This is a genomic window from Polaribacter sp. BM10 (assembly GCF_002005425.1).
GTDB lineage: Bacteria > Bacteroidota > Bacteroidia > Flavobacteriales > Flavobacteriaceae > Polaribacter > Polaribacter marinaquae.
On the sequence record NZ_CP019704.1, the window covers coordinates 766,441 to 787,301 of the forward strand.

General features: G+C 28.9%; 16 protein-coding genes and 1 tRNA gene. 12 read left to right on the plus strand and 5 right to left on the minus strand.

All coding sequences use genetic code 11. The features are described 5' to 3' along the window. The first annotated feature begins 283 nt into the window (after positions 1 to 283). From BXQ17_RS03295 to BXQ17_RS03345, 11 genes are all read left to right on the plus strand, one after another. Complete coding sequence (locus tag BXQ17_RS03295) at positions 284 to 1,888, plus strand: phospholipase D-like domain-containing protein (protein WP_077809270.1); 1,605 nt, start codon at positions 284 to 286, stop codon at positions 1,886 to 1,888. Positions 1,889 to 2,075: 187 nt separating this feature from the next. After that, entirely contained in the window at positions 2,076 to 2,540 is a 465-nt protein-coding gene (locus BXQ17_RS03300; protein ID WP_077809271.1) for a hypothetical protein, read from the plus strand. 444 nt (positions 2,541 to 2,984) lie between these two features. Further along, the gene (locus BXQ17_RS03305; RefSeq protein ID WP_077809272.1) at positions 2,985 to 3,551 is read left to right on the plus strand and encodes a cysteine hydrolase family protein; all 567 of its coding nucleotides are present in this window, start codon (positions 2,985 to 2,987) and stop codon (positions 3,549 to 3,551) included. A gap of 229 nt (positions 3,552 to 3,780) precedes the next feature. Then, a complete protein-coding gene (locus BXQ17_RS03310; RefSeq protein WP_077809273.1) occupies positions 3,781 to 4,368 on the plus strand; it encodes a Crp/Fnr family transcriptional regulator in 588 nt (195 codons plus the stop codon). Between the two features lie 50 nt (positions 4,369 to 4,418). Beyond that, positions 4,419 to 5,030 carry a hypothetical protein gene (locus BXQ17_RS03315; protein WP_077809274.1) on the plus strand — a complete coding sequence of 204 codons (612 nt, stop codon included), beginning with the start codon at positions 4,419 to 4,421 and terminating at the stop codon, positions 5,028 to 5,030. A gap of 237 nt (positions 5,031 to 5,267) precedes the next feature. Next, positions 5,268 to 5,732: a hypothetical protein gene (locus BXQ17_RS03320; protein WP_077809275.1), complete on the plus strand. Its 465-nt coding sequence runs from the start codon at positions 5,268 to 5,270 to the stop codon at positions 5,730 to 5,732. A gap of 476 nt (positions 5,733 to 6,208) precedes the next feature. Next, positions 6,209 to 7,264: a 3'-5' exonuclease gene (locus BXQ17_RS03325; RefSeq protein ID WP_077809276.1), complete on the plus strand. Its 1,056-nt coding sequence runs from the start codon at positions 6,209 to 6,211 to the stop codon at positions 7,262 to 7,264. 9 nt (positions 7,265 to 7,273) lie between these two features. Continuing rightward, positions 7,274 to 9,172 (plus strand): hypothetical protein, encoded by a 1,899-nt coding sequence (locus BXQ17_RS03330; RefSeq protein ID WP_077809277.1) that lies wholly within the window; start codon positions 7,274 to 7,276, stop codon positions 9,170 to 9,172. Between the two features lie 183 nt (positions 9,173 to 9,355). Continuing rightward, entirely contained in the window at positions 9,356 to 10,408 is a 1,053-nt protein-coding gene (locus BXQ17_RS03335; RefSeq protein ID WP_077809278.1) for a hypothetical protein, read from the plus strand. A 469-nt stretch (positions 10,409 to 10,877) separates the two neighbouring features. Then, positions 10,878 to 13,298: an ATP-binding protein gene (locus BXQ17_RS03340; protein WP_077809279.1), complete on the plus strand. Its 2,421-nt coding sequence runs from the start codon at positions 10,878 to 10,880 to the stop codon at positions 13,296 to 13,298. A gap of 762 nt (positions 13,299 to 14,060) precedes the next feature. Further along, entirely contained in the window at positions 14,061 to 14,702 is a 642-nt protein-coding gene (locus BXQ17_RS03345; RefSeq protein WP_077809280.1) for a DUF6266 family protein, read from the plus strand. Positions 14,703 to 14,844: 142 nt separating this feature from the next. On the opposite strand, the gene BXQ17_RS03350 is transcribed toward BXQ17_RS03345, so the two are convergent. The 5 genes from BXQ17_RS03350 to BXQ17_RS03370 all read right to left on the minus strand — a co-directional run bounded on the left by BXQ17_RS03350 (position 14,845) and on the right by BXQ17_RS03370 (position 18,582). Further along, positions 14,845 to 15,102 (minus strand): helix-turn-helix domain-containing protein, encoded by a 258-nt coding sequence (locus BXQ17_RS03350; RefSeq protein ID WP_077809281.1) that lies wholly within the window; start codon positions 15,100 to 15,102, stop codon positions 14,845 to 14,847. A 428-nt stretch (positions 15,103 to 15,530) separates the two neighbouring features. Further along, a complete protein-coding gene (locus tag BXQ17_RS03355; RefSeq protein WP_077809282.1) occupies positions 15,531 to 16,400 on the minus strand; it encodes a glycerophosphodiester phosphodiesterase family protein in 870 nt (289 codons plus the stop codon). Between the two features lie 262 nt (positions 16,401 to 16,662). Next, a tRNA-Tyr gene (locus tag BXQ17_RS03360) sits at positions 16,663 to 16,744 on the minus strand. Between the two features lie 177 nt (positions 16,745 to 16,921). Continuing rightward, positions 16,922 to 17,836: a bifunctional UDP-sugar hydrolase/5'-nucleotidase gene (locus BXQ17_RS03365; protein WP_077809283.1), complete on the minus strand. Its 915-nt coding sequence runs from the start codon at positions 17,834 to 17,836 to the stop codon at positions 16,922 to 16,924. Positions 17,837 to 17,838: 2 nt separating this feature from the next. Continuing rightward, positions 17,839 to 18,582, minus strand: a complete 744-nt coding sequence (locus BXQ17_RS03370; RefSeq protein ID WP_077809284.1) for a 5'-nucleotidase C-terminal domain-containing protein — start codon at positions 18,580 to 18,582, stop codon at positions 17,839 to 17,841. Positions 18,583 to 18,836: 254 nt separating this feature from the next. On the opposite strand from BXQ17_RS03370, the gene BXQ17_RS03375 reads away from it, so the two are divergent. Then, entirely contained in the window at positions 18,837 to 20,822 is a 1,986-nt protein-coding gene (locus BXQ17_RS03375; RefSeq protein WP_077809285.1) for a sensor histidine kinase, read from the plus strand. The last annotated feature ends 39 nt before the right edge of the window (positions 20,823 to 20,861 follow it).

The following is a 20,861-nucleotide window of genomic DNA, read 5'->3' on the forward strand; positions in this document are numbered from 1 at the left end:
ACAAGTAACTTTTATATACATAAACGTTATTACCACAAATTTAAAAGAAGAACCTAACGTCAACAGAACTTTAATAGACTATTAAGTAGAAATAACTTCTTAAGATTTCAGCATTATTTAGTTAATGATATAGCCAAAATAGATTACTGTTTCTACTTGATAACTACATGATATTTAGTTTAAGTAATAAAAAAGTGCTGTTATACAAGTAAATAAAATCTAAATGCAATATATTTGATTTTATATAACGAGTTAGGTGCAAGCAAAAACGAAACGACAGTAAATGAAAACAACTTTCTTAGGACACGGACTTAATTCTGATAAAAAAAATAATGTCAGAAAACAACTCGCTGAATCTTTTGAAAGCAATAATTATAAAAAATTTTATGGATTTGTTGCTTTTGCAACTCTTTCTGGAATTAAACCCTTAAAGTCAAAACTTAAAATAGCAAAATCAAATTTCGAAGAAATCAAATTCTTTATTGGAATTAATGGTAATATCACTAGTGCAGAAGCACTTGAGTTTTTATTAAATGAAAATATTGAAACATATATTTATTATGATGAATCTATTCCCGAGAAAATTTATCATCCAAAATTATTCTTATTTGAGGGTAAAGAATTTTCTAGAATAATCATTGGTTCTTCAAATCTTACAAATCGAGCAATTAATTTAAATGTAGAAGCATCAATACAATTAGACCTTGAATTAGATGATTTAAATACACTTAATGAAATTAAAGACTATTATTCCAGTCTCTTAGACCTTTCTTCACCTCATATAAAATTACTCTCAAAAGAATATTTAGAAATTTTAAAAAAACGAGGTTTACTCTCTAATGGAGAGGAAGATGAGGATGAAGATGAAGAGGATGATGTTGATGAAAATAACGAAACTAAAAAGACATATGATTATGACAAAAAGTTTACAGATAATGATAAAGAAAATTTTGACAGACTATTAGCAAGGTATATTTTATATAAAAAAGAAAAACGACCTGATGGTATAGTAAGCAAAAACGTTAAAAGTGAACAAGATAAAGAGTTATTCAGATGGTATCAAAAAATGCACGCTTTATACAACCAAGATACAAACTCACTACCTTTTGAATATTTTGAAAAATTACTAGAAGCAGAATTTCCTTTCGATGGTATTGGAAGAGAAAATAAAAGAGCAATCGAATGGGAAAAAAACTTTAATAAAGTGGTAGAATATAAAAACAAAGTAAGTCCTGATACTGATTACACTTATGTACCACAATTCAAAAATAAATATCATCCTTATTACGAAGTTGGCAGATGGTGTGCTTGGCAAAAGCAAAGAAGAAAAGGAAATAAAAACTATGGTCCATTACTTACTACTCACGAAGAAAAGAGGATGAAATCCATAAATTTTATTTGGGAATATGACAGTGAAATGTATAGACGTGCCAAAGATGATGAATGGAAAGATACTTTGAAAGAACTAGAAAAGTATTATAACATCAAAATAAATTATAAAACCGTTCCTTCACAAAAAACATACATTGGACATTGGCTTAGTGACCAAATGTCATTCAAAACAAAACAAGATAGAGAAGGTAGAAATGACTTGCTAAGTTCAGAAAAAGTAGATATGTTAGGAAAACTTCTAATAAAAAATGGAGTTGAATGGGAATGGAGAAAACAAAAGGAAAGAGAAGGAATTGAAGATAAGATTAAAATTTGGCAGTTTATTGAAAAATTAAAAGCTGAAGGCAATTACAAAAAGTTCAGAGAAGAAAAACCAGTAATTTTAAAAAAATATAACAATGAAATTGCTCAATTAAGAAGACAAACAAAAGGTTGGAATAATGAAAAGAATAAATGGAAATTTAAACTAGTTGACAAAGTTGGATTTCCATATTAGAAAGAATAAATGCCTGCACCTAACACCGTATAAACTTTATTGCTGGTTTTTGCTCACTTGGGAAATTCCTTCGGAATTTCGCCGTTCGTGTTTTATTTAGTAAATTCATTGCTTAAACCAAGCAACAAAGCTTATACAACAACGTTGTGCATAATATTGAGAACTAACTTAAAAACTAACGACTGAATTGAAACGCAAAGAAATATTTTGGCTTATTGGAACAGCAACTTTTGTGCTGATTATAAATTTTTCTCTATTTGGTGTTGACGGATTCAAATCTGAATCTGTAACTGACATAAATGTTCACGACACTTATTTTGTAATTGCGAATATTCATTTTATTCTGCCATTATCCATTCTGATTTTTTTTAGCGTTTATCTTATACGAATGTTAAAACAGAATTTTAAAAACTTAACTGCTAATATGATTTTTGTTATTAGTGGAGTATTGAGTATTTGGATTCTTACTGGAATGATTTCATTTGTCAATTCTTATATCGGAGTAACAGAGACTACAGATTATAATCTTCTTGTAACTAACAAAATATTTGACAATGTTTCAACAGTTCTATATTTATTACAAATAATAATAGTTGGATTGATAGTATACAGCGGATTTAAAACTGGACGAAATTATAAGCTGACTGAATAAAAACACCATGCCAACACCCTATAACCAAAATTGCTAGTATAAGCCTACTTGCGAAAGTCCTCGCAGATTTTCTATTCGGTTTGTATTTGCTAAATTTACTTTAAACCAACGCAACAAAGCTTATTCAACAACATTATCCTCTACTTATAAGTATCTTCACATACAAACAGGTAACTTTTATATACATAAATAATTCTACCATAAATTAAAGAAGAACCTAACATCAACAGAACTTTAATAAACTATTAAGTAGAAATAACTTTCTTAAGACTTCAGCATTATTTAGTTAATGTTATTACCAAAGAAAATTACTGTTTCTACTTGATTACTAAAAGATATTTTATTTTTACAAATAAAAAAGTGCTGTTATACAAGTAAATAAAATCAAAATGAAATATATTTGATTTTATATAACCAGTTGTGCTTAATGCAAAAAACCAAATAATGAAATTAAGAAATAATAATCCTGCACTAATATTAGTCGATGTACAAAAAGCGTTTATGGACGAAGAATATTGGGGAGGAAATAGAAACAATAAGAATGCTGAGATTGTTTGCGGTAAAATTTTGAACAAATGGAGAGAATTAGATTTACCTATATTTCACATTAGACATAGCTCAACGAATCTAAAATCCAAATTAAACCCAACCAATAAGGGATTTGAATTCAATGAAAATGTAACACCTTGGGCAGAAGAGCCAATTATTACAAAAGAAGTTAATAGTGCATTTATTGGAACTGACTTAAAAGAGCAACTGGACAAATTAAGCATTAACACTCTTGTTATTGTGGGAATAACAACAAATCATTGTGTATCTACAACAACACGAATGGCTGGTAATTTCGGATACGAAACCTATCTAATTTCTGATGCGACTGCTACATTTGACAGAATTGGTATTAATGGAGAAAAGTATGATTCGGAAACTATTCATTTGACAACTCTTGCTAATTTGAATGATGAATTTGCAACTGTTTGGAATTTTAAGAAATTAATATCCGAGATATAACAAGATGGAAAAAGCACTAAGCACAACAATGCCTATAGCAAATAGGGCGAAAAGAGTTAAATTTAATGGCTTGGGTTTATTTACGAAGTCCGCCAAATCTTTTGGATTTGGCAATTAAAAATAAAAATAATTACAAAACAAAAAGCTCTGGCTAGCAGACCAGACGGAAACGAAAAGTTTCCTTGCCTGCCCTACTTGCCATAGCCGAGACGTTGTGCGTCATTACAAAATGAGAGTAAATAAAGAAGAAATAATAAATCGAATTAGTGAAACATATTCAAAATTGTCTTTTGAATGTCAACAGAAATTATCAAATAATTCTAAATTTTTAGTTCTACCAAAAGGCGAAATACTTGTCAGAGAAGGACAATATTCTGATAAAACATTTTTCATCTTTAATGGTTGCGCAAGAGCGTACTATTTAAAAGATGGAAAAGACATTTCTGATTGGTTTGCTTTCGATAACGATTTTATTAGTTCTATAAATAGTTTTTTTCTCAATATCCCAAGCCCACATTTTATAGAACTGCTGGAGGATTCCATAATATTAGAAATATCGAAAATAGATGTAGAAAAACTATCTGATGAGCACACTGATTTTGAACGTTTAAGTAAAATTGTTGTGACAAAAACAATGTTACGACAACAGGAAAGAATTTCATCTATGCAATTTCATTCGGCAGAACAGAAATATGATAATATTTTATCCATTCGACCTGATATTACTCAAAGAATTCCATTAACACATATAGCTTCATATATTGGAATTACGCTTGAAACATTAAGTAGAATCCGAAATTTTAAAAACCGAATTTGATATAAATCAAATGACAGCTTAATTTTTAAGTTGATTTTTGTAAAAAAAAAATGAAACGTATACATTATTTCTCAGGAGTCCTAATTTCCTTTTTCGTGGGATTACATTTGTTTAATCATTTATATAGTATTTTGGGAGCAGATGCTCATATTGAAATGATGAATGACTTAAGAGTTGTTTATAGAAACATAATCGCAGAAACCATATTACTTTTTGCTGTTATAATACAGGTTTTTTCGGGAATCAAATTATTCTTTAAAAAACGAAAAAATGTTACTGATTTCTTTGAAAAATTACAAATTTGGACTGGACTTTATCTTGCGATTTTCTTTTTTATTCATTTAAGTGCAGTTTTATCTGGAAGACTAATTTTGAATTTAGACACTAATTTTTATTTTGGAGTTGCCGGACTAAATACATTTCCCTTGAACTTATTTTTTATACCATATTATGGACTTGCTATAATCTCATTTTTTGGGCATATTTCTGCTGTTCACTCAAAAAAAATGAAAAATAAAATAATTGGAATTGAGCCGAATATACAATCCTACATTATTCTGATTATTGGAATAATACTGACTTTAGTAATATTCTACGGACTGACAAACGAATTTAATGGAGTTGAAATACCGAAAGAATACGATATAATGACTGGAAAATAAAAACGAACGCACAACAATGTATAAAAATAATAAGGGTTTTAATGCTTAATCAAAGACTAGTGCATATTAACAAAGTCCGCCAAATTTACAATTTGACGGTTAAAAGTAAAATAGTGGTAAAATTGTAAATTTGGCTAAGTGCTAAACCGAAAAGTAAGTGCGTTTTAATCTCTTACTATTCTCATACTAAACGTTGTGCATAATATTGAGCAACTAACTTAAAAACTAACGACTGAATTGAAACGCAAAGAAATATTTTGGCTTATTGGAACAGCAATTTTTGTGCTGATTATAAATTTTTCTCTATTTGGTGTTGACGGATTCAAATCTGAATCTGTAACTGACATAAATGTTCACGACACTTATTTTGTAATTGCGAATATTCATTTTATTCTGCCATTATCCATTCTGATTTTTTTTAGCGTTTATCTTATACGAATGTTAAAACAGAATTTTAAAAACTTAACTGCTAATATGATTTTTGTTATTAGTGGAGTATTGAGTATTTGGATTCTTACTGGAATGATTTCATTTGTCAATTCTTATATCGGAGTAACAGAGACTACAGAATATAATCTTACTGTAACTAACAAAATATTTGACAATGTTTCAACAGTTCTATATTCATTACAAATAATAATAGTTGGATTGATAGTATACAGCGGATTTAAAACTGGACGAAATTATAAGTTGACTGAATAAAAACACCATGCCAACACCGTATAACCAAAATTGCTAGTATAAGCTTACTTGCGAAAGTCCTCTCGGATTTTCTATTCAGTTTGTATTTAATAAATTAGTTGCTTAAACACCTAACAAGGGATATATAAACTCGTTCTCCCCTACTTATAAGTATCCACACATACAAACAGGTAACTTTTCATATACATAAAGGTTACTGTCACAAATTTAAAAGAAGAACCTAGCTTCAAAAGAACTTTAATAAACTATTAAGTAGAAATAACTTTATTAAGACTTTAGTATTATTTAGTTAATGATATTGCCAAAGAAAATTGCTGTTTCTATTTGATAACTGCGTGGTATTTAGTTTAAGTAATAAAAAAGTGCTGTTATACAAGTAAATAAAATCTAAATACAATATATTTGATGTTATAAAACTAGTTGGCAGTCATTTAAGAAACATATTGCTAAACAAGAATAGTAAGATAAAAAAAAATATGGCAAAAGAATCTTGGTACATAAACGAATCTGAACTTGACGATTATCAAGTAAGAATAGTGCGTAGAAATTTAAGCAGTTCTTTTATTGTAAAAGGCTGTGCAGGAAGCGGAAAAACTGTTTTAGCATTGTGGAGAGCAAAAGAACTTTCAGAACAAGGGAATAATGACTACTTGATTATCGTGTTTACAAAAGCATTGAAACAATTTATAGAGGATGGAATACACACTATTGGAGTTGACGAATCTAAAGTACTCTATCATTGGGAATGGGTAAATCGAAGAGATAAGGCATCAGCTGAATATATAATTGTAGATGAAGTTCAAGATTTTGATACTAACGAATTAGCTGAATTGCAAAATGCAGCTAAAAAACATTTTATACTTTTTGGAGATTCAGCTCAACAACTCTACAAAAACATACCGAATAAAGGCAGACTTTTGACAATGGAGGAAATCCAAATTCAAACTAATATTCCAATGGAAAATTTAGTAATTAATCATAGGTTGCCAAAAAAAGTAGCTCGAATTGCAGAAAAAGTTACACAATCTAGAGACCCTTTGGAAGATAGATGTAATAAAGAAGGAGTTAATAAACCTAGGTTGGTGGAATGTTCTTCGTTCGAAGACCAATTAGATTATATAAAAGATGTAGTTAAGGCACAAAATTATACTGATGTTGGCATATTACTACCAACAAATAATGATGTCAAAATAGCTAAAAGCTATTTTGACAAATCAAATTGGGGTGTAGAAGCCAAAATAGGATATGGTTCTAATTCAATGGATTTAGATTTTACAACCGAAAATCCTAAATTAATGACCTATCATAGTGCTAAAGGACTTCAATTTGAGGCTGTTTTCATCCCAATGTGTATCGGAAGTGATGAAAAAGATAGGAATCCATTATATGTTGCATTAACTAGAAGTTATCGTGATTTATTCATTTTATATTCAAATCATTTATCAACCTTTATAGAAAATATCGACAGAAATCTATTTGAATATCATAATGAAAAGAACAAAAATTCTGTAAATGATGATTTACCTTTTTAAAAAAGTAAAATGAAAGTATATATTCCATTTAACTCAAACGATTTCAATAGTGTATTTACTACATTATCAATATCACCTACTTCATATTATCCAAATAGAAGATATAGTTTTAAAAGAGCTTCCACGACATTCCTTAATGAAAATGAGCATTTCTTAATCGGTTATGAAAAACCAATTTTTCATAATAGGGAAATTGATAAAGATTATGGTTTTCCAATACTGTTAGAAACAAATATTGACAATAAAAATTATAAAATTATTAAGGATAAAACGGGAGTAAATTTTGTGGTAATCAACAAAACGATATTTCTATTTAACGACTTTAAATTAATTTTTAGAAGAGAACAAGAGCTAAATGAAACTTTAGCAAAATCCTTAAAAAGCATTGAAACAAAGTATGCAAATATTGCAAAAGAAAATTCTGTTGTAATTAAAGAAGATTGTTTTGTTACGGTTTTACCAAACCCAAATTTACCTTCAAAAAACAAAGAACTGAATTCAACTACTTTCTTAAAAGAAAGAATAATAAACAGAATTTTTGGTGTCATTTTAGGTAGTTCAATCGCTTTTTCAAATAAAACTTCTAAAGAATGGCAAGAAATATCACTTCTATTAAAATCTCTAAATAATAATCTGTCCCTATTTCTAAATAAAATTGGAGAAGATAATGTCTTTGAAAAAAAGAAGTCTTTAGATATTATAAATAAAATAAACTCTCTTTATGAATCTACTGAAACACTTGATGAAGCAATTATGCTTGAATCAACAATCACTTCTGACATACTAAATTCATTTAAGAAGTTTGAAATCTTAAAGACACCAGTTTATGAATTATTAATTGAAGGTATTTTAAGTAAGTCAAAAATTGACTTACCAATATTACTTAAAATTGAAAAGTTTAAACGTGCAATAAATTCAAAATATAGTTCAAAATACCCAAGTAATTATATCAAAAAAGTAAATGACGTTTTCAATGATATTAAATTCACTATTGAAAAACAAATCACTTTATCTAGAAAGAGTAATAAGCTGAATTTGGACGATTTAATCATACCAGAATTTAAAAATGATGGACTAACAATAAAAACACCAGAACATCTAAATTCGTCTGAAATAGATTATTTAACATCAACTTTATTATATTTTATAAAGGCAGATAATATTGAAAATATAGAATATTTTTTCATCAATAGAAAGGAATTACTAATTGACATTGCTAAACATTTCAAATCAAACATTAAAGGATTTGATAAATCTGAAGATAGAACATATCTTTTAGAACTTCTAAAATCATTCGACAGTTTAAGAAGCGGTTTTAAAATTTCATCAACCAACAATGAAGTTCTTAAATCAATAGCAATTTTATTTACTTCAGGTCGTGACTTTTTGAAATTTGTAGAAAACAATGAAAAAGAAGAAATCCTAAGCCCAATAATTTATTATTCACTTTGGGGCTCAATTTATGGCGCAGCTATACTACCAAAAACAACAACTGAACTTATTACAGATGACAAGAATAATCTAAAAACATTAATTAGAGCTTTTGAAAGAACATTAAATACTTTTGTACCTTGTAAAGAATTAAGTTCAGAAAAAACTAAAATATTTTTGAAACCAGATAAGTCAGAAAAAAACATAGCGTCAGAACCTAGTGATGTTTATTCTAAACCTATTTCAGTTTTAGCCTCTAAAATTTTTGAAATCATTAAGGAAAAGAAAAAAGTAAAACTTGCTGAATTAAAATCATTTTCAAAAAAATTTAAAACAAATAGTGATGTTGAAAATTTAATCTTGAATGAAATAAAAGAGAAAGTAACTGTTACAAAAGAAGGAAGGACAATGTATGCAATTTTGAAAGAAAAAACGTACTGTTTACATAGAAAAACGAACCGCCAACAACGTAAATAAAAAATAGCGGTTTAATCGCTTTATTAAAAGAAAATTAATAAATTAAAGGTCAGTTATAATACGAAAAGTTAGTGTTTAAAAATCCGCTACTTTTCATATACAATACCGATGCAAATAATTGATGAAACCTTACTAACACCATTGAAATAATTTAATTTAGAAAACTAACTAAAACCCAAAAAAATGAAACTATTTAGAAAAAGTATTTTATTTATAATCGTTTTACTGATTACTAATCTTTCTTACTCACAAGATAATTTAGATTCAATTCAGAACGCTAGTAATGGCATCAAACTATTACAGGAGAGATTTTTAGATTTAAATAAAGAAACGAATAAACTAAAGAAAACAAATGATAGTATACTTAACATTATAAAAACTCAAACCAATCAATCACTATCAATTCAAAAGAAACTTTCCGAAAATAATTATAAATTAATTGAAAGTGAATTAAATGAAATTATAAAATTTGAAGAACAAATAAAAAATTATGAAGATATAATTAAAGTCGCTTATTCAGGAGCACTTATTAATAAATTAAATAGTCCAACTAGTACCGAATTAGGAATAAGTTTTAGTGAAATAATTAAAAATAATTGTGAATCTATACTTACCAAAGATTTAGGGCGAAATAAAAAAAATCGGCTTTTAGAAACAATAAATAGAGTAATAAATATTCCTATTGTAAATTCTTTAGTTGTATCAAACCCAATATCATCAATGGTAAGTGGAATTTTTAATCAAGTAGTTGGATTTAACAATAACTCTATTGATACAAAAACAATTAAGGAATTTATGTCCAGTTTAGAACCTTATATTAAATTTCATACATCGATTGATAAAGCTAATCTAAATTTTGAAAATCAGTTAATTTCATTTCAATACGACTTAAGTAAGTTGAAAACAGAATTTTCAAAATATAAGAATAATTTTTACTTAATTTTAAATCCACAAACAATGGATATAGATGTTATATTTAGAAAAAATTCTTCGAATTTAAATTTTTCTGATTATAAGGGAATTAATGAAAATCCAACTGTTACTAAAATAATTGAATTAGTTGATTCTTCACCTAATTTTAGCATAGACAGAAGTGTTTTTGTCAACTCTTATAGTAAATTTATTGAAAAAATAATTCAAACACTTAAATTAGCTGAAAGTGATCAAAAAGTAAAATATGATAAAGGAAAAATTAGAGAAAATATTCTAAAGTTAGAAACTGTTAAATTGAAATAATTGTAAGTGAAAACGATTCAATTAAAATACAACTACTTTTAACACCCTAAATTATTTATTGCCTACTTACGAAAGTCCTTACAGGTTTTTTTAGTAGGTAATTATTTACTAAATTAAATACTTAAACCACGCAACTTACCAAACAAAACAACGTTATCCCCTACTTACAATTATTTACACATACAAACAGGTAACTTTCCATATACCTAAACGTTATTACCACAAATTTAAAAGAAGAACCTAACTTCAACAGAACTTTAATAAACTATTAAGTAGAAATAACTTTCTTAAGACTTCAGCATTATTTAGTTAATGATATAGCCAAAATAGATTACTGTTTCTACTTGATAACTACATGATATTTAGTTTAAGTAATAAAAAAGTGCTGTTATACAAGTAAATAAAATCTAAATGCAATATATTTGATTTTATATAACGAGTTAGGCACAAGTACAGATAAAAATCGACAATGACAGAAAAACTAAGCTTAGTAAGTCAAGAGACAATTCAAAAAATTAAGGACCTTAATGTTAAATCTGAAAACACAGATTTAGACTACAAGGAAGTGTTTACAATAAAAGAAACCAAGGCTAAAATTGAAATAGCAAAAGACATTTGTTCTTTTGCGAATACAAAAGGCGGTTATATAATTTATGGCGTAAATAATAATTTCGACTGGATTGGGCTAGACGAAAGAAGTGATGAAAATGTTGACGATGCTGTAATTGCAAACATTATTGATGAATATATTGACGCTCCTGTTGAATTCGTTTCTAATATTATTGAAATTGAAGATGCTTCTTTTTTTGTGATATATATTATTCCTTATGAAGGAATTATTCCATTTAAAAAAGACGGTCAATTTCACAAAAAAGGTTGGAAGAAATCTAAGAAGGGAATTAATGTTTGTGTATTTAAAAAGGGCGATGTCTATTGCAGACGTAATAGTCGTTCAATTAAAGCAGACAACCTTTTTTATAAATTAAAAGAGAATAAGTTTAGTATAATTGAAAATATCAGTAGTCAATCCCAATTATACAATGAATTCATTGGAAGGAACGAATACCTAGACGAGCTATACAGCAAACTCAACAATAACAACAATCGAATTATTCAAATTGATGGAATTGGAGGAATTGGAAAAACTACCTTCGTTCATTACTTTTCCTCATTACTCTCGAAAAACGAAAAATATACTACAAATTTCGAATTTATTGTTTGGACAAGCTCAAAAAGAAACAAATACACGCCTCAGGGTATTAAGTTAATAAGCGACTTTGTTTCAAATTATGCGGATTTGATTAATGATATATATAAGTTTATTAATAACAATGGTCTAATCAATGATGACAGTATAGACGAAGAAGATTCTGTAATAGAATTTCTAACTAACAATAGAGTATTACTGATAGTTGATAATCTTGAAACCTTAAAGGATTCTGATTTAATTTCTTTTCTTGAGAATTTTCCAAGTAAATCCAAAGCTATTCTTACTACCCGAGAAACTCTTGCGGATTTTTTTATGGCAAGAATCAACCTAACCGGATTCAAAAAAGAAGTTGAATTTCCTGATTTCCTAAACTCTCAATTTAAGTTATTCTCTGGGAAAGATGATTCCTTTACGACTCTTTACAAATCTCACATTGACGAGCTTTATGATTTCACGAAAGGGATGCCATTGGCAGGTCAATTAATATCTCACCAACTTTCACAAGGTACTCCAATAAATGTTGTATTAAATAATTTAGAAAGTGGAAAAGCATATGAGGACATCCTTAGTTTTTGCTTTAAAGGGTCTATTGACAAACTACCTTTGGTTGAGCAGACCTTACTCTACATTTTTTCACTATCAGAAAAAGAGGAGCTTCTTACAATGGATGACCTCATGTATATAAGTGGATTTTCTTCTGATGAAATTGGCATGGAAGCAATTCCTAGGCTCATAAAAATTTCATTATGTTATTTTCAAAACAATGAAAAAGATGAAGTTGGTTATTCAATTCCTCATTTAGCCAAGATTTATACAAAACAATATTCAAAACTTGATAATGAAAAAGACATTTTAGATAAGTATGAAACTTTTGTCCAAGAAAAGAAAAGTTTCAATGAAAGTGAATTAAATAGTTTACATCTATTCTATCGTTCGAAAGCGAATAATCATAACGAAAAAGTCGTAGCAAATAAAGCTATTAAGGCTCTAACAATATCAAATTATGACTATGACACTGCTATCGAACTAATAAACCAGTTAATTAATGAAAATATAAGATTCTCTTTTCTATACTTAGTTAAAGGAAAAATAGAAGGAAATGGAATCTATGAAGATTTCTATGATAGATCTAAAAAAGAGTTTTTAACTGCAATAGAGTTAGATAAAGATTTTGTTGAGGCATTAATAGAATTAGGCTTTCTAGAATTTAAGAACAGAGTGGGTAATAAAAAAGACCTACCTAATATCATTAAAAAAAGTATCGAATATTTTGAAAGAGCATATAAACTTGATCCAGACAACCAAAGAACTAATTTAGGTTTAGCTCAAACATATACTGCTCAGGCTAAAAGAATTAGTAGATTCCACTATAAGGAGGATAAAATTGCTAAAGCTGATTTAGCTAACAAACATTTTGACAAAGCTTATTACAACGGAGATAACCTTACAAAAACTCAAAAGCACTCAAATGCAATTACAGCATTTATACAAGCATCAAATTATAAAACCAATTTAAAAGACTTTGAGAATGCTTTGGCATCTTGTGACAAAGGTTTAAGCTATGAACCAAACAACACGAAATTAGAACAACTTAAATCGGATATTAATTTTATTTTAAATCCAAATGAGTTTACGAAAGAGAAATTTGAAAATAAAGGTTGGAAAATAACCAGTGCCTAACAAGGTATAAAATGCATAGCCACCCTGCGGGATGGCTATGCATTTTATACAGCACGTTATTAATTCCGATAAAACTAAAAAAAATATGAAATAAATTTTCATTGGAAAATTAGTATTTACAAGAAAAGCAATTTTAATAATAGCTTTAGGGGTGTTTTTAACTAGAGTACTTTTAGGTAGTTTTATTTTTTCAAGTATAAAATCAAATTCAAGTTTTCATAGTTTTTTTTAATATTCAAATTTTGACTTAGTTAATTACTAAAATCAGTACAAAAATTACAGAAAATTAAATAACACCTAAATTAACGCAAACTAATATTTTTAAATGATAACTTGTATTGCGTTATAAAATCGATACAATTCGACTTTAAATTCGATACTATTTAGTTTCTTTACAGAGAGTTAGCAATCATAAAATAATAATTACACTACACATTACTGTAACCAAATTCTTACCAGCATTACCCCACTCTGCTAGCAGTTTTCTCCGTAAAAAGTCCATTTTTTAAAAATAACCCCTACCCGCACCCGAACAAACCCCGAAGCAAACTCGAACAAACCACTATAAAATTTGCGTAGCTGTGTCAGTACGTATCAAGATGTGTCATAACGTGTCTTAATAGGTCAATTTTGGTCATAAAGCATCACAAGTGTTTACAAACGGTCAGTTTGTGTCAATACGTGTCAGCAAGTGTCAAGTGTTTGTATATGTGTACTTTAGCTTTTATGTTTGGCATCTATTAATCATAAAAAAAAAGAAGTATGGCAACATTTGAAAAAGGCATTTTAGGCGGATTTTCTGGAAAAGTAGGTAACGTAGTAGGCTCTAGATGGAGGGGTAAAAATGTAATGCGTAGTTTACCACAACGGGGTAATTATATAGCTACAGAAAAACAAACAGAACAACGCCAAAAGTTTAAAACGGTAATTGGGTTTTTAAGTCCGATTGTAGAAATATTAAATAATTATTTTGGCAGTGCACAAGGCGATAAATCGCGCGCTAATTTGGCAACCTCTTACCATCTTAAAAACGCAGTAATCAATACACCACAAGGTGCTATCATGGATTACCCAAAAGTATTGATAAGTAAAGGCGATTTAAGAGGAATTGATGGCGGTGCTGTGGCTGCAGCAGCAAACCAAACGCTAAACTTTAGTTGGCAAGACAATAGCGGCCAAGGCAAAGCAACCGCTACCGATAGCTTAATGGTAGTGGCATATGCACCCGATTTAAATTTGTTTTATACCAACACAACTGTAGCAGATAGAAGCGCTACCACAGCCACGGTAACATTGCCCAATTTTATGGCAACTTTTAATGTAGAAATTTGGGCATCTTTTAGCAAACCATCAACCAACTTTGCTGCCATAAGTACCTATATGGGATCGGTTACAGTACTTTAACTACATGGCATAGGTTCACATTAGAAACATGTTTACAAAGTGTTTGTGCACAACTAGCAAATAGTTATGTACAAACACTTTTTTTTGCGCACATAAGTCAGAATTTTTTAAAAACGCGCTACTTAGAAGATACAAGTATCGTTTACATTTTTACATTACCCAATGCCTTGTGTATAAATAATTTATTTAATAAATGTTTAGGATACATTGGGCTATGACCTAATTTAAAACTAGGTATGTTGTGCTGTTTGCGTAAACGGTACATGGTACTTCGGCTAACATTTAAATGCGCCATGGCTTGCTCTGTTGTTAACCATACTTCGTTTTCTAGTAGCTGTGCATCGTACTGTAAATGCTTGTTTTGTACAGCAAATTGTTGTTGTTTTTCTTTTTTCATCATTACTTTTTCTTAATAACGTACTCTTTTGAAATAGAGTATGTTAGCCTAAATATACTTAATTTTTTTTAAGTCTTATTTTTTAGGTACACATACGGGGTTGTATAAAAGGCAAAAAGGTATTTGAATTGATGTAAAACAATCAACAAGTACCAACCCAATAAAACGTTGTTTTTTTTAAGATGTAATTTGTAAGACAATAAATTCTATTACACATATGCTACCGTACTACGTGGTCGCATCAAAATTGTTTTTTTAGCATCGTAACATCAATTTTTAACTATAAGCTATTGTAACAACTTTTGCTTTTAACCAAAGTATAATATACAGTATGCAACACATTGTAGTGCAATTATAGGGGGTACCATTTCTAATGGTTTTTATAAAACAAATCGATTATCGCAACATAATATGTACTCGAAGTACATATTTTAATTTTTATAAGTTAGAAGTGCTTTTTTAGTTTCAAGAGGTCTGTCTGTTGCAAAAATATCAATCCCTAGATTTGCCCATTCTCTATAAAGATGATCGCCTCTTGCTGCAGCACTCTTATCTAAGTTCCCCAAAGTACCCAGCATGCATTGCACACCTTTAGAATGCAATTGGTTATACAATTTGGTGTCTGAAAGCCTTGTACCTGTAAAAGCAACCATATTAGCCCAAGGAATACCAGAATTGGCAGCTCTATTAAATTCCTCGATATTTCTAATGCTTACAGATAACATTACCTTCGGATTTAAGTTATATAGCTTTTGAGCAGTTTTTAAAGAATAAGTTATGATAACCGATTGGTTTAACGCATTGTTTTTCTCTATAAATTGTAGCACTTCTGCTGGGTCTACACTTCGCTTAATATCTACAGTAAGTATCGCGTTTTCTTTTTTTGCCCAATCTAAAACGTCTTTAAACAAAGGTATTTTAAAATCAACAGTGGTTTTAAAATCATCTTTAAGTTGCAATTGTGCCATTGCCGCCCAATTGTTTTGATCTACCCTACCAAACCCTGTTGTAGTTCGTTCTAGCGAATAATCATGCATCAAAAGCAATACACCATCTTTACTTTTAGCTACATCAATTTCAAATAAGGCATTTGGAATCTTTTTTTTAATGTATTGCATTGTTTCTAAGCAGTTTTCAGGATATCCAGGATAGCCTTTTCCTCCTCGATGTGCGCTAATTAATAGCTCACTATCTTTTGCATATTTAAAATGTGTTTGTAACGTAGTTTCTAGCTTACTATTTTCTTTACAACCAATAAAAAAAAATGCGATTAGTAAAATAGAAGTTATTAGTTTTTTCATCTTATAAAAATTTGCAGTGGATTACAAAATAATACGTAAAGCTTTTATTAAAAGTAACGTAAGATATGTACGCGTTTTAGATTGCCAAACATCAAATATACTGTTTTGCACGTATCTTAATTGAACTGTTTGTTAAATTAAAATTAATATTTGCATGACAGGTTAAAAGGATACTGGGTATTTAGATAAAAGATCAATTTCTATATTGAATCTAAACTCTTAAAAAAATAGTTGTTAATATCTAAAAGTATAAAACAAGTTGTGGGGAGAGCAGGATTCGAACCTGCGAAGACATAGTCAACGGAGTTACAGTCCGTCCTCGTTGGCCGCTTGAGTATCTCCCCTTTTGTTCAATTTTAGCAACAAATAAAGCTACTTTAATGTAACCATTTTTGTAAAAAAAGAACCTTGTTTTCTTAAGGTGTGCGAATATACAAAGTTTTTCTAAACGACCTAAAATTTTTATAATTTTTTCAACTGATTTTTTTATTAATATCTAGGTAAAGCAGTTTGATAATTTTTTAAACTAAAATAGTGGTGCCATTCGCAGATTTATTGTTGTTTTCGTCAAAATAAAAATCAATACGACCCAAATTGATACCATAAGCACCCACCTGATTTACCAATATATTTTTATCGTCTAAGTTTTTTACCAACGTTGGTTTTGGTAAAAAGGTATGGGTATGTCCGCCAATAATTAAATCGATGTCTTTGGTTGCTTTTGCAAGGTTTACATCAGAAATTTTATTTGGATTATTTTTATAGTAATACCCTAAATGAGATAAACAGATAATTAAATCGCAGTTTTCTTCGTTTTTAAGCTTTTTAGTAATGTCCTGCGAAATTTCTACCGGATCTAAATACCCTGTTTCTTTATACATTTTTTTGCCTACCAATCCTTCAAGCTCAATACCTAAGCCAAAGATTCCTATTTTAATACCATCTTTTACAATAATTTTATAAGGTTTTACATGCGTATCTAAAACGGTATTTTTAAAATCGTAATTTGCAGAAACAAAATCGAATTTAGCATTGGGCAATTGTTTGTATAAACCTTCTATAGAATTGTCAAAATCATGATTACCAATGGTTGCAACATCATATTTTAACATGCTCATTAGCTTAAACTCAAGCTCGCCACCAAAATAATTAAAATACGGTGTTCCTTGAAAAATATCACCTGCATCTAATAACAACGTGTTTTTGTTTTCTTGTCTAATTTTTTCTATGATTGTAGCTCTTCTTGCTACGCCACCTCTATTTGGGTTTCTGCTGTGATCTGCATCAAAAGGTTCTATATGACTATGTGTATCGTTGGTATGTAAAATAGTAATATGACGCTTATGGTTCGTAGCAAGTGTTGGTAAAACCAAACCATCTACCATAGACAAAGCTGCAGCGCCACCTAATTGTTTTATAAAATTTCTTCTTTTCATAATTATAAAGTTACACGGTTATCTATTGCGGCTTTTAGGGTATCTGTTTGTTGAAAGTAATGGATGATGGCATCTCTAACCTTATAATCTAACTTTGTTAGTTTTACAGGATTTTTAAAGAAGTTCATGCTATCGCCACCACCTTGTAAATAGTCTGATGTTAAGACATGATAGGTTTTGTTTTTATCAAAATTTTGTCCTTTAATTTTTAACTGATAACCATTTTTACGGATGTTTAATGCAACTTGTTTAGACAAAGGATGTGCACTTTTAGAAGTTATAAAATACGTTACTAATTCTTCTATTTTAGCACCAGATAATTGTACTACAACCAACTCATTTTCGAAAGGCATTAAATTAAAAGCGTCTTCTTGTGTTACGTCTCCCATAGAAATATTTGCACGCAAACCACCACTGTTAAACATAGAAAAATCGATTGCTGCGTTTGTTTTATCTTTAAACATCGCATTTGCCATTTCAAAACACATATCTGCCATTAAATTCCCTAAATTGCTTTGTCTGTTTTCGCTTTTTTTGGTAAAATTATAAGGCGCATAACTTAATACTTTTTCCATTTCACCAATCATTTTTCTAGTATAAGGTGCAATAATACTATCAATTTTTGCTGATGATTCTAGGGTACTGTCAATCGCAATATTTTTTGCAGTAATTTTAGTAAGGTGTACTTCTGTCTTTTTACAAGCTGTAAATAACAGAAATAGACATAAAAAATGGATAAATTTCATGTAAGTAGTGTTGGTTATTTTAAAAATCTAAAATTATACTTTTTAATCAATATGTAGAATACAATTATCAAAATGTTTATGTTAAAAAATAAGAATGCTTCACTTTAAAATACATATAATACAAATTGAACACTTTAAATTGCTAATAGTATGTAAATGTGAAGTTTGATGCGCTTAGGCTTTAGAAAGTTAAATTATTTAAAAAGTAAACAAAATCTTTATTGTATTTTGCAATCTTAACAAACATTTTACAATTGAAGTTAGTAAGCTTTCTTTTTATATTTTTAAGTACGTTTATAAATCTTTATGGTTTTCAAAAAGTAAATAAGAACATTGATGTTGCTAAGGATTCTAGCAGTTTAAGAGCAAATGATAAGATTGTTTTAGATACCGATTGGAACTTTTATTGGAATCAACTTTTAACACCAGAAAGTGTTAAATCTGCAGCAGTTTACAAGCAGGTTTCTTTACAAAATTGGACAAATTTTACTTTAAACAACCAAAAAAGTTTACCTTCTTTGGGTTTTGCAACCTATACAAAAACGGTGACCATACCTAGTGATCGAGTTGCGTCGTCATTATATATACCTAAAATTTACGCTGCTTCAAAACTTTGGATTAACGGAGAATTTATTTCAGAGATAGGTGTTGTGGGTACCAATAGAAAAGAAACCTTGCATCGAAGATTTTCGCAGATTATTCCTTTAAATTCAAACGAGTCTACTTTCGAAATCGTTTTGCAAGTTGCTAACTTTTATCACTCTAAAGGTGGTATTACAGAACCTTTAGTCATTGCACCCACAAAACAATTATTTGATAAGAAAACAAAACGTATAGTTGCCGATATGATTTTTATTGGTTGCCTTGGTTTTATTGGAGTCTTTTTCTTGTTTTTTTACCTTTGGTATTGGAGCAAAGACCAAGCGGTGTTGAATTTTGCAATAATGTGTATTGCTTTGTCTTATATGGCTTTAAGTGATCGTTATGCGCCATTTACACACCTTTTTAAAAATGCCAACTGGCTATTATTAACTAGAATAGAATACATTGCTTTATTTTTAGGGGGTTCTGCAGCTAGTTTGTTTTTTAATGATATTTTTAAAAAATTTAGGCATGCTATTTATGCTAAAATTATAAAAATTAGCTTCTGGACACTTACAAGTTTGGCAATCATTTTACCTGCACCCTACTTTACATATCTCTTAATGCCATTTTTAGTTCTAATGCTTTTAAATCTAACGTATGTAGCGTTTATAATTATTAAAGTCATTTTTATAAAAAAATCTGAATCGATACTACTTTTGATAAGCATGTTATTAGGATCTGCAATTTTTATCATTCATATATTTTTCTTTATTGATGAAAATGATTTCGCCATAATTTTTGTAAACTTTGGTTATGTTGTTGCTTTTTTATTATTGTCTATGCTTTTAATGAATCGTTTTTCGATTTCTTTTAAACAGTTAGAAATTTCTAAAGAATTGGCTCTTAAACAAAAAAAGGAAATTTCGTTGCAATCAGAAAAATTATCGCAAGCCAACTTAAAGTTAGAAGAAAATTTACTGCTTCTAGAAAATTACAATACAGAGTTAGACGATTTTAATCATATTGTTTCTCACGATTTAAAATCTCCGTTAGTTTCGGTGTACTCTTTGGCTTCTTTTATAGAAGAAGATTTAAAAGACAATTTAGATGATAATACAAAGTATCATTTAAAACTTTTAAAAGATGTTGTTTCTAAAATGGAATCTTTAATCAATGGTTTATTAGCGTATTCTAAAGCAGCTAAAGGCAATAAAGTAAAAGCCTTTTTTAGCATACATCAACTATTAAACAAGGTATCTAGTGTTGTTGATAATCAGCATAAAAGTAGCATTATTTTACCTGAAAAAAATGTAGATATTTATGCAAATGAAACAGAACTAAGTCATGTTTTTCAAAATTTAATTAGCAACGCAATTAAACACAACGATAAAGAAAAGGCAATTATAAAGATTGATGTTAAAGAAATAACAGAAGGATATTTGTTTAGTGTTACTGATAATGGACCCGGAATTGAAGAAAAATACCACGATAAAATCTTTAAAATCTTTAGTCAATTAAAAATTAATGAAGATGTAGAAAGTACAGGAATTGGTTTGGCTATTGTTAAAAAAATTATTACTCAGAATAAAGGAGAAATTACCATAGATTCTGATAAAGGGAAAGGGCTAACCATTAGTTTTACTTGGAAAATATAAAATACAATAACGATTGATAACTAAGGTATTTAATAGATA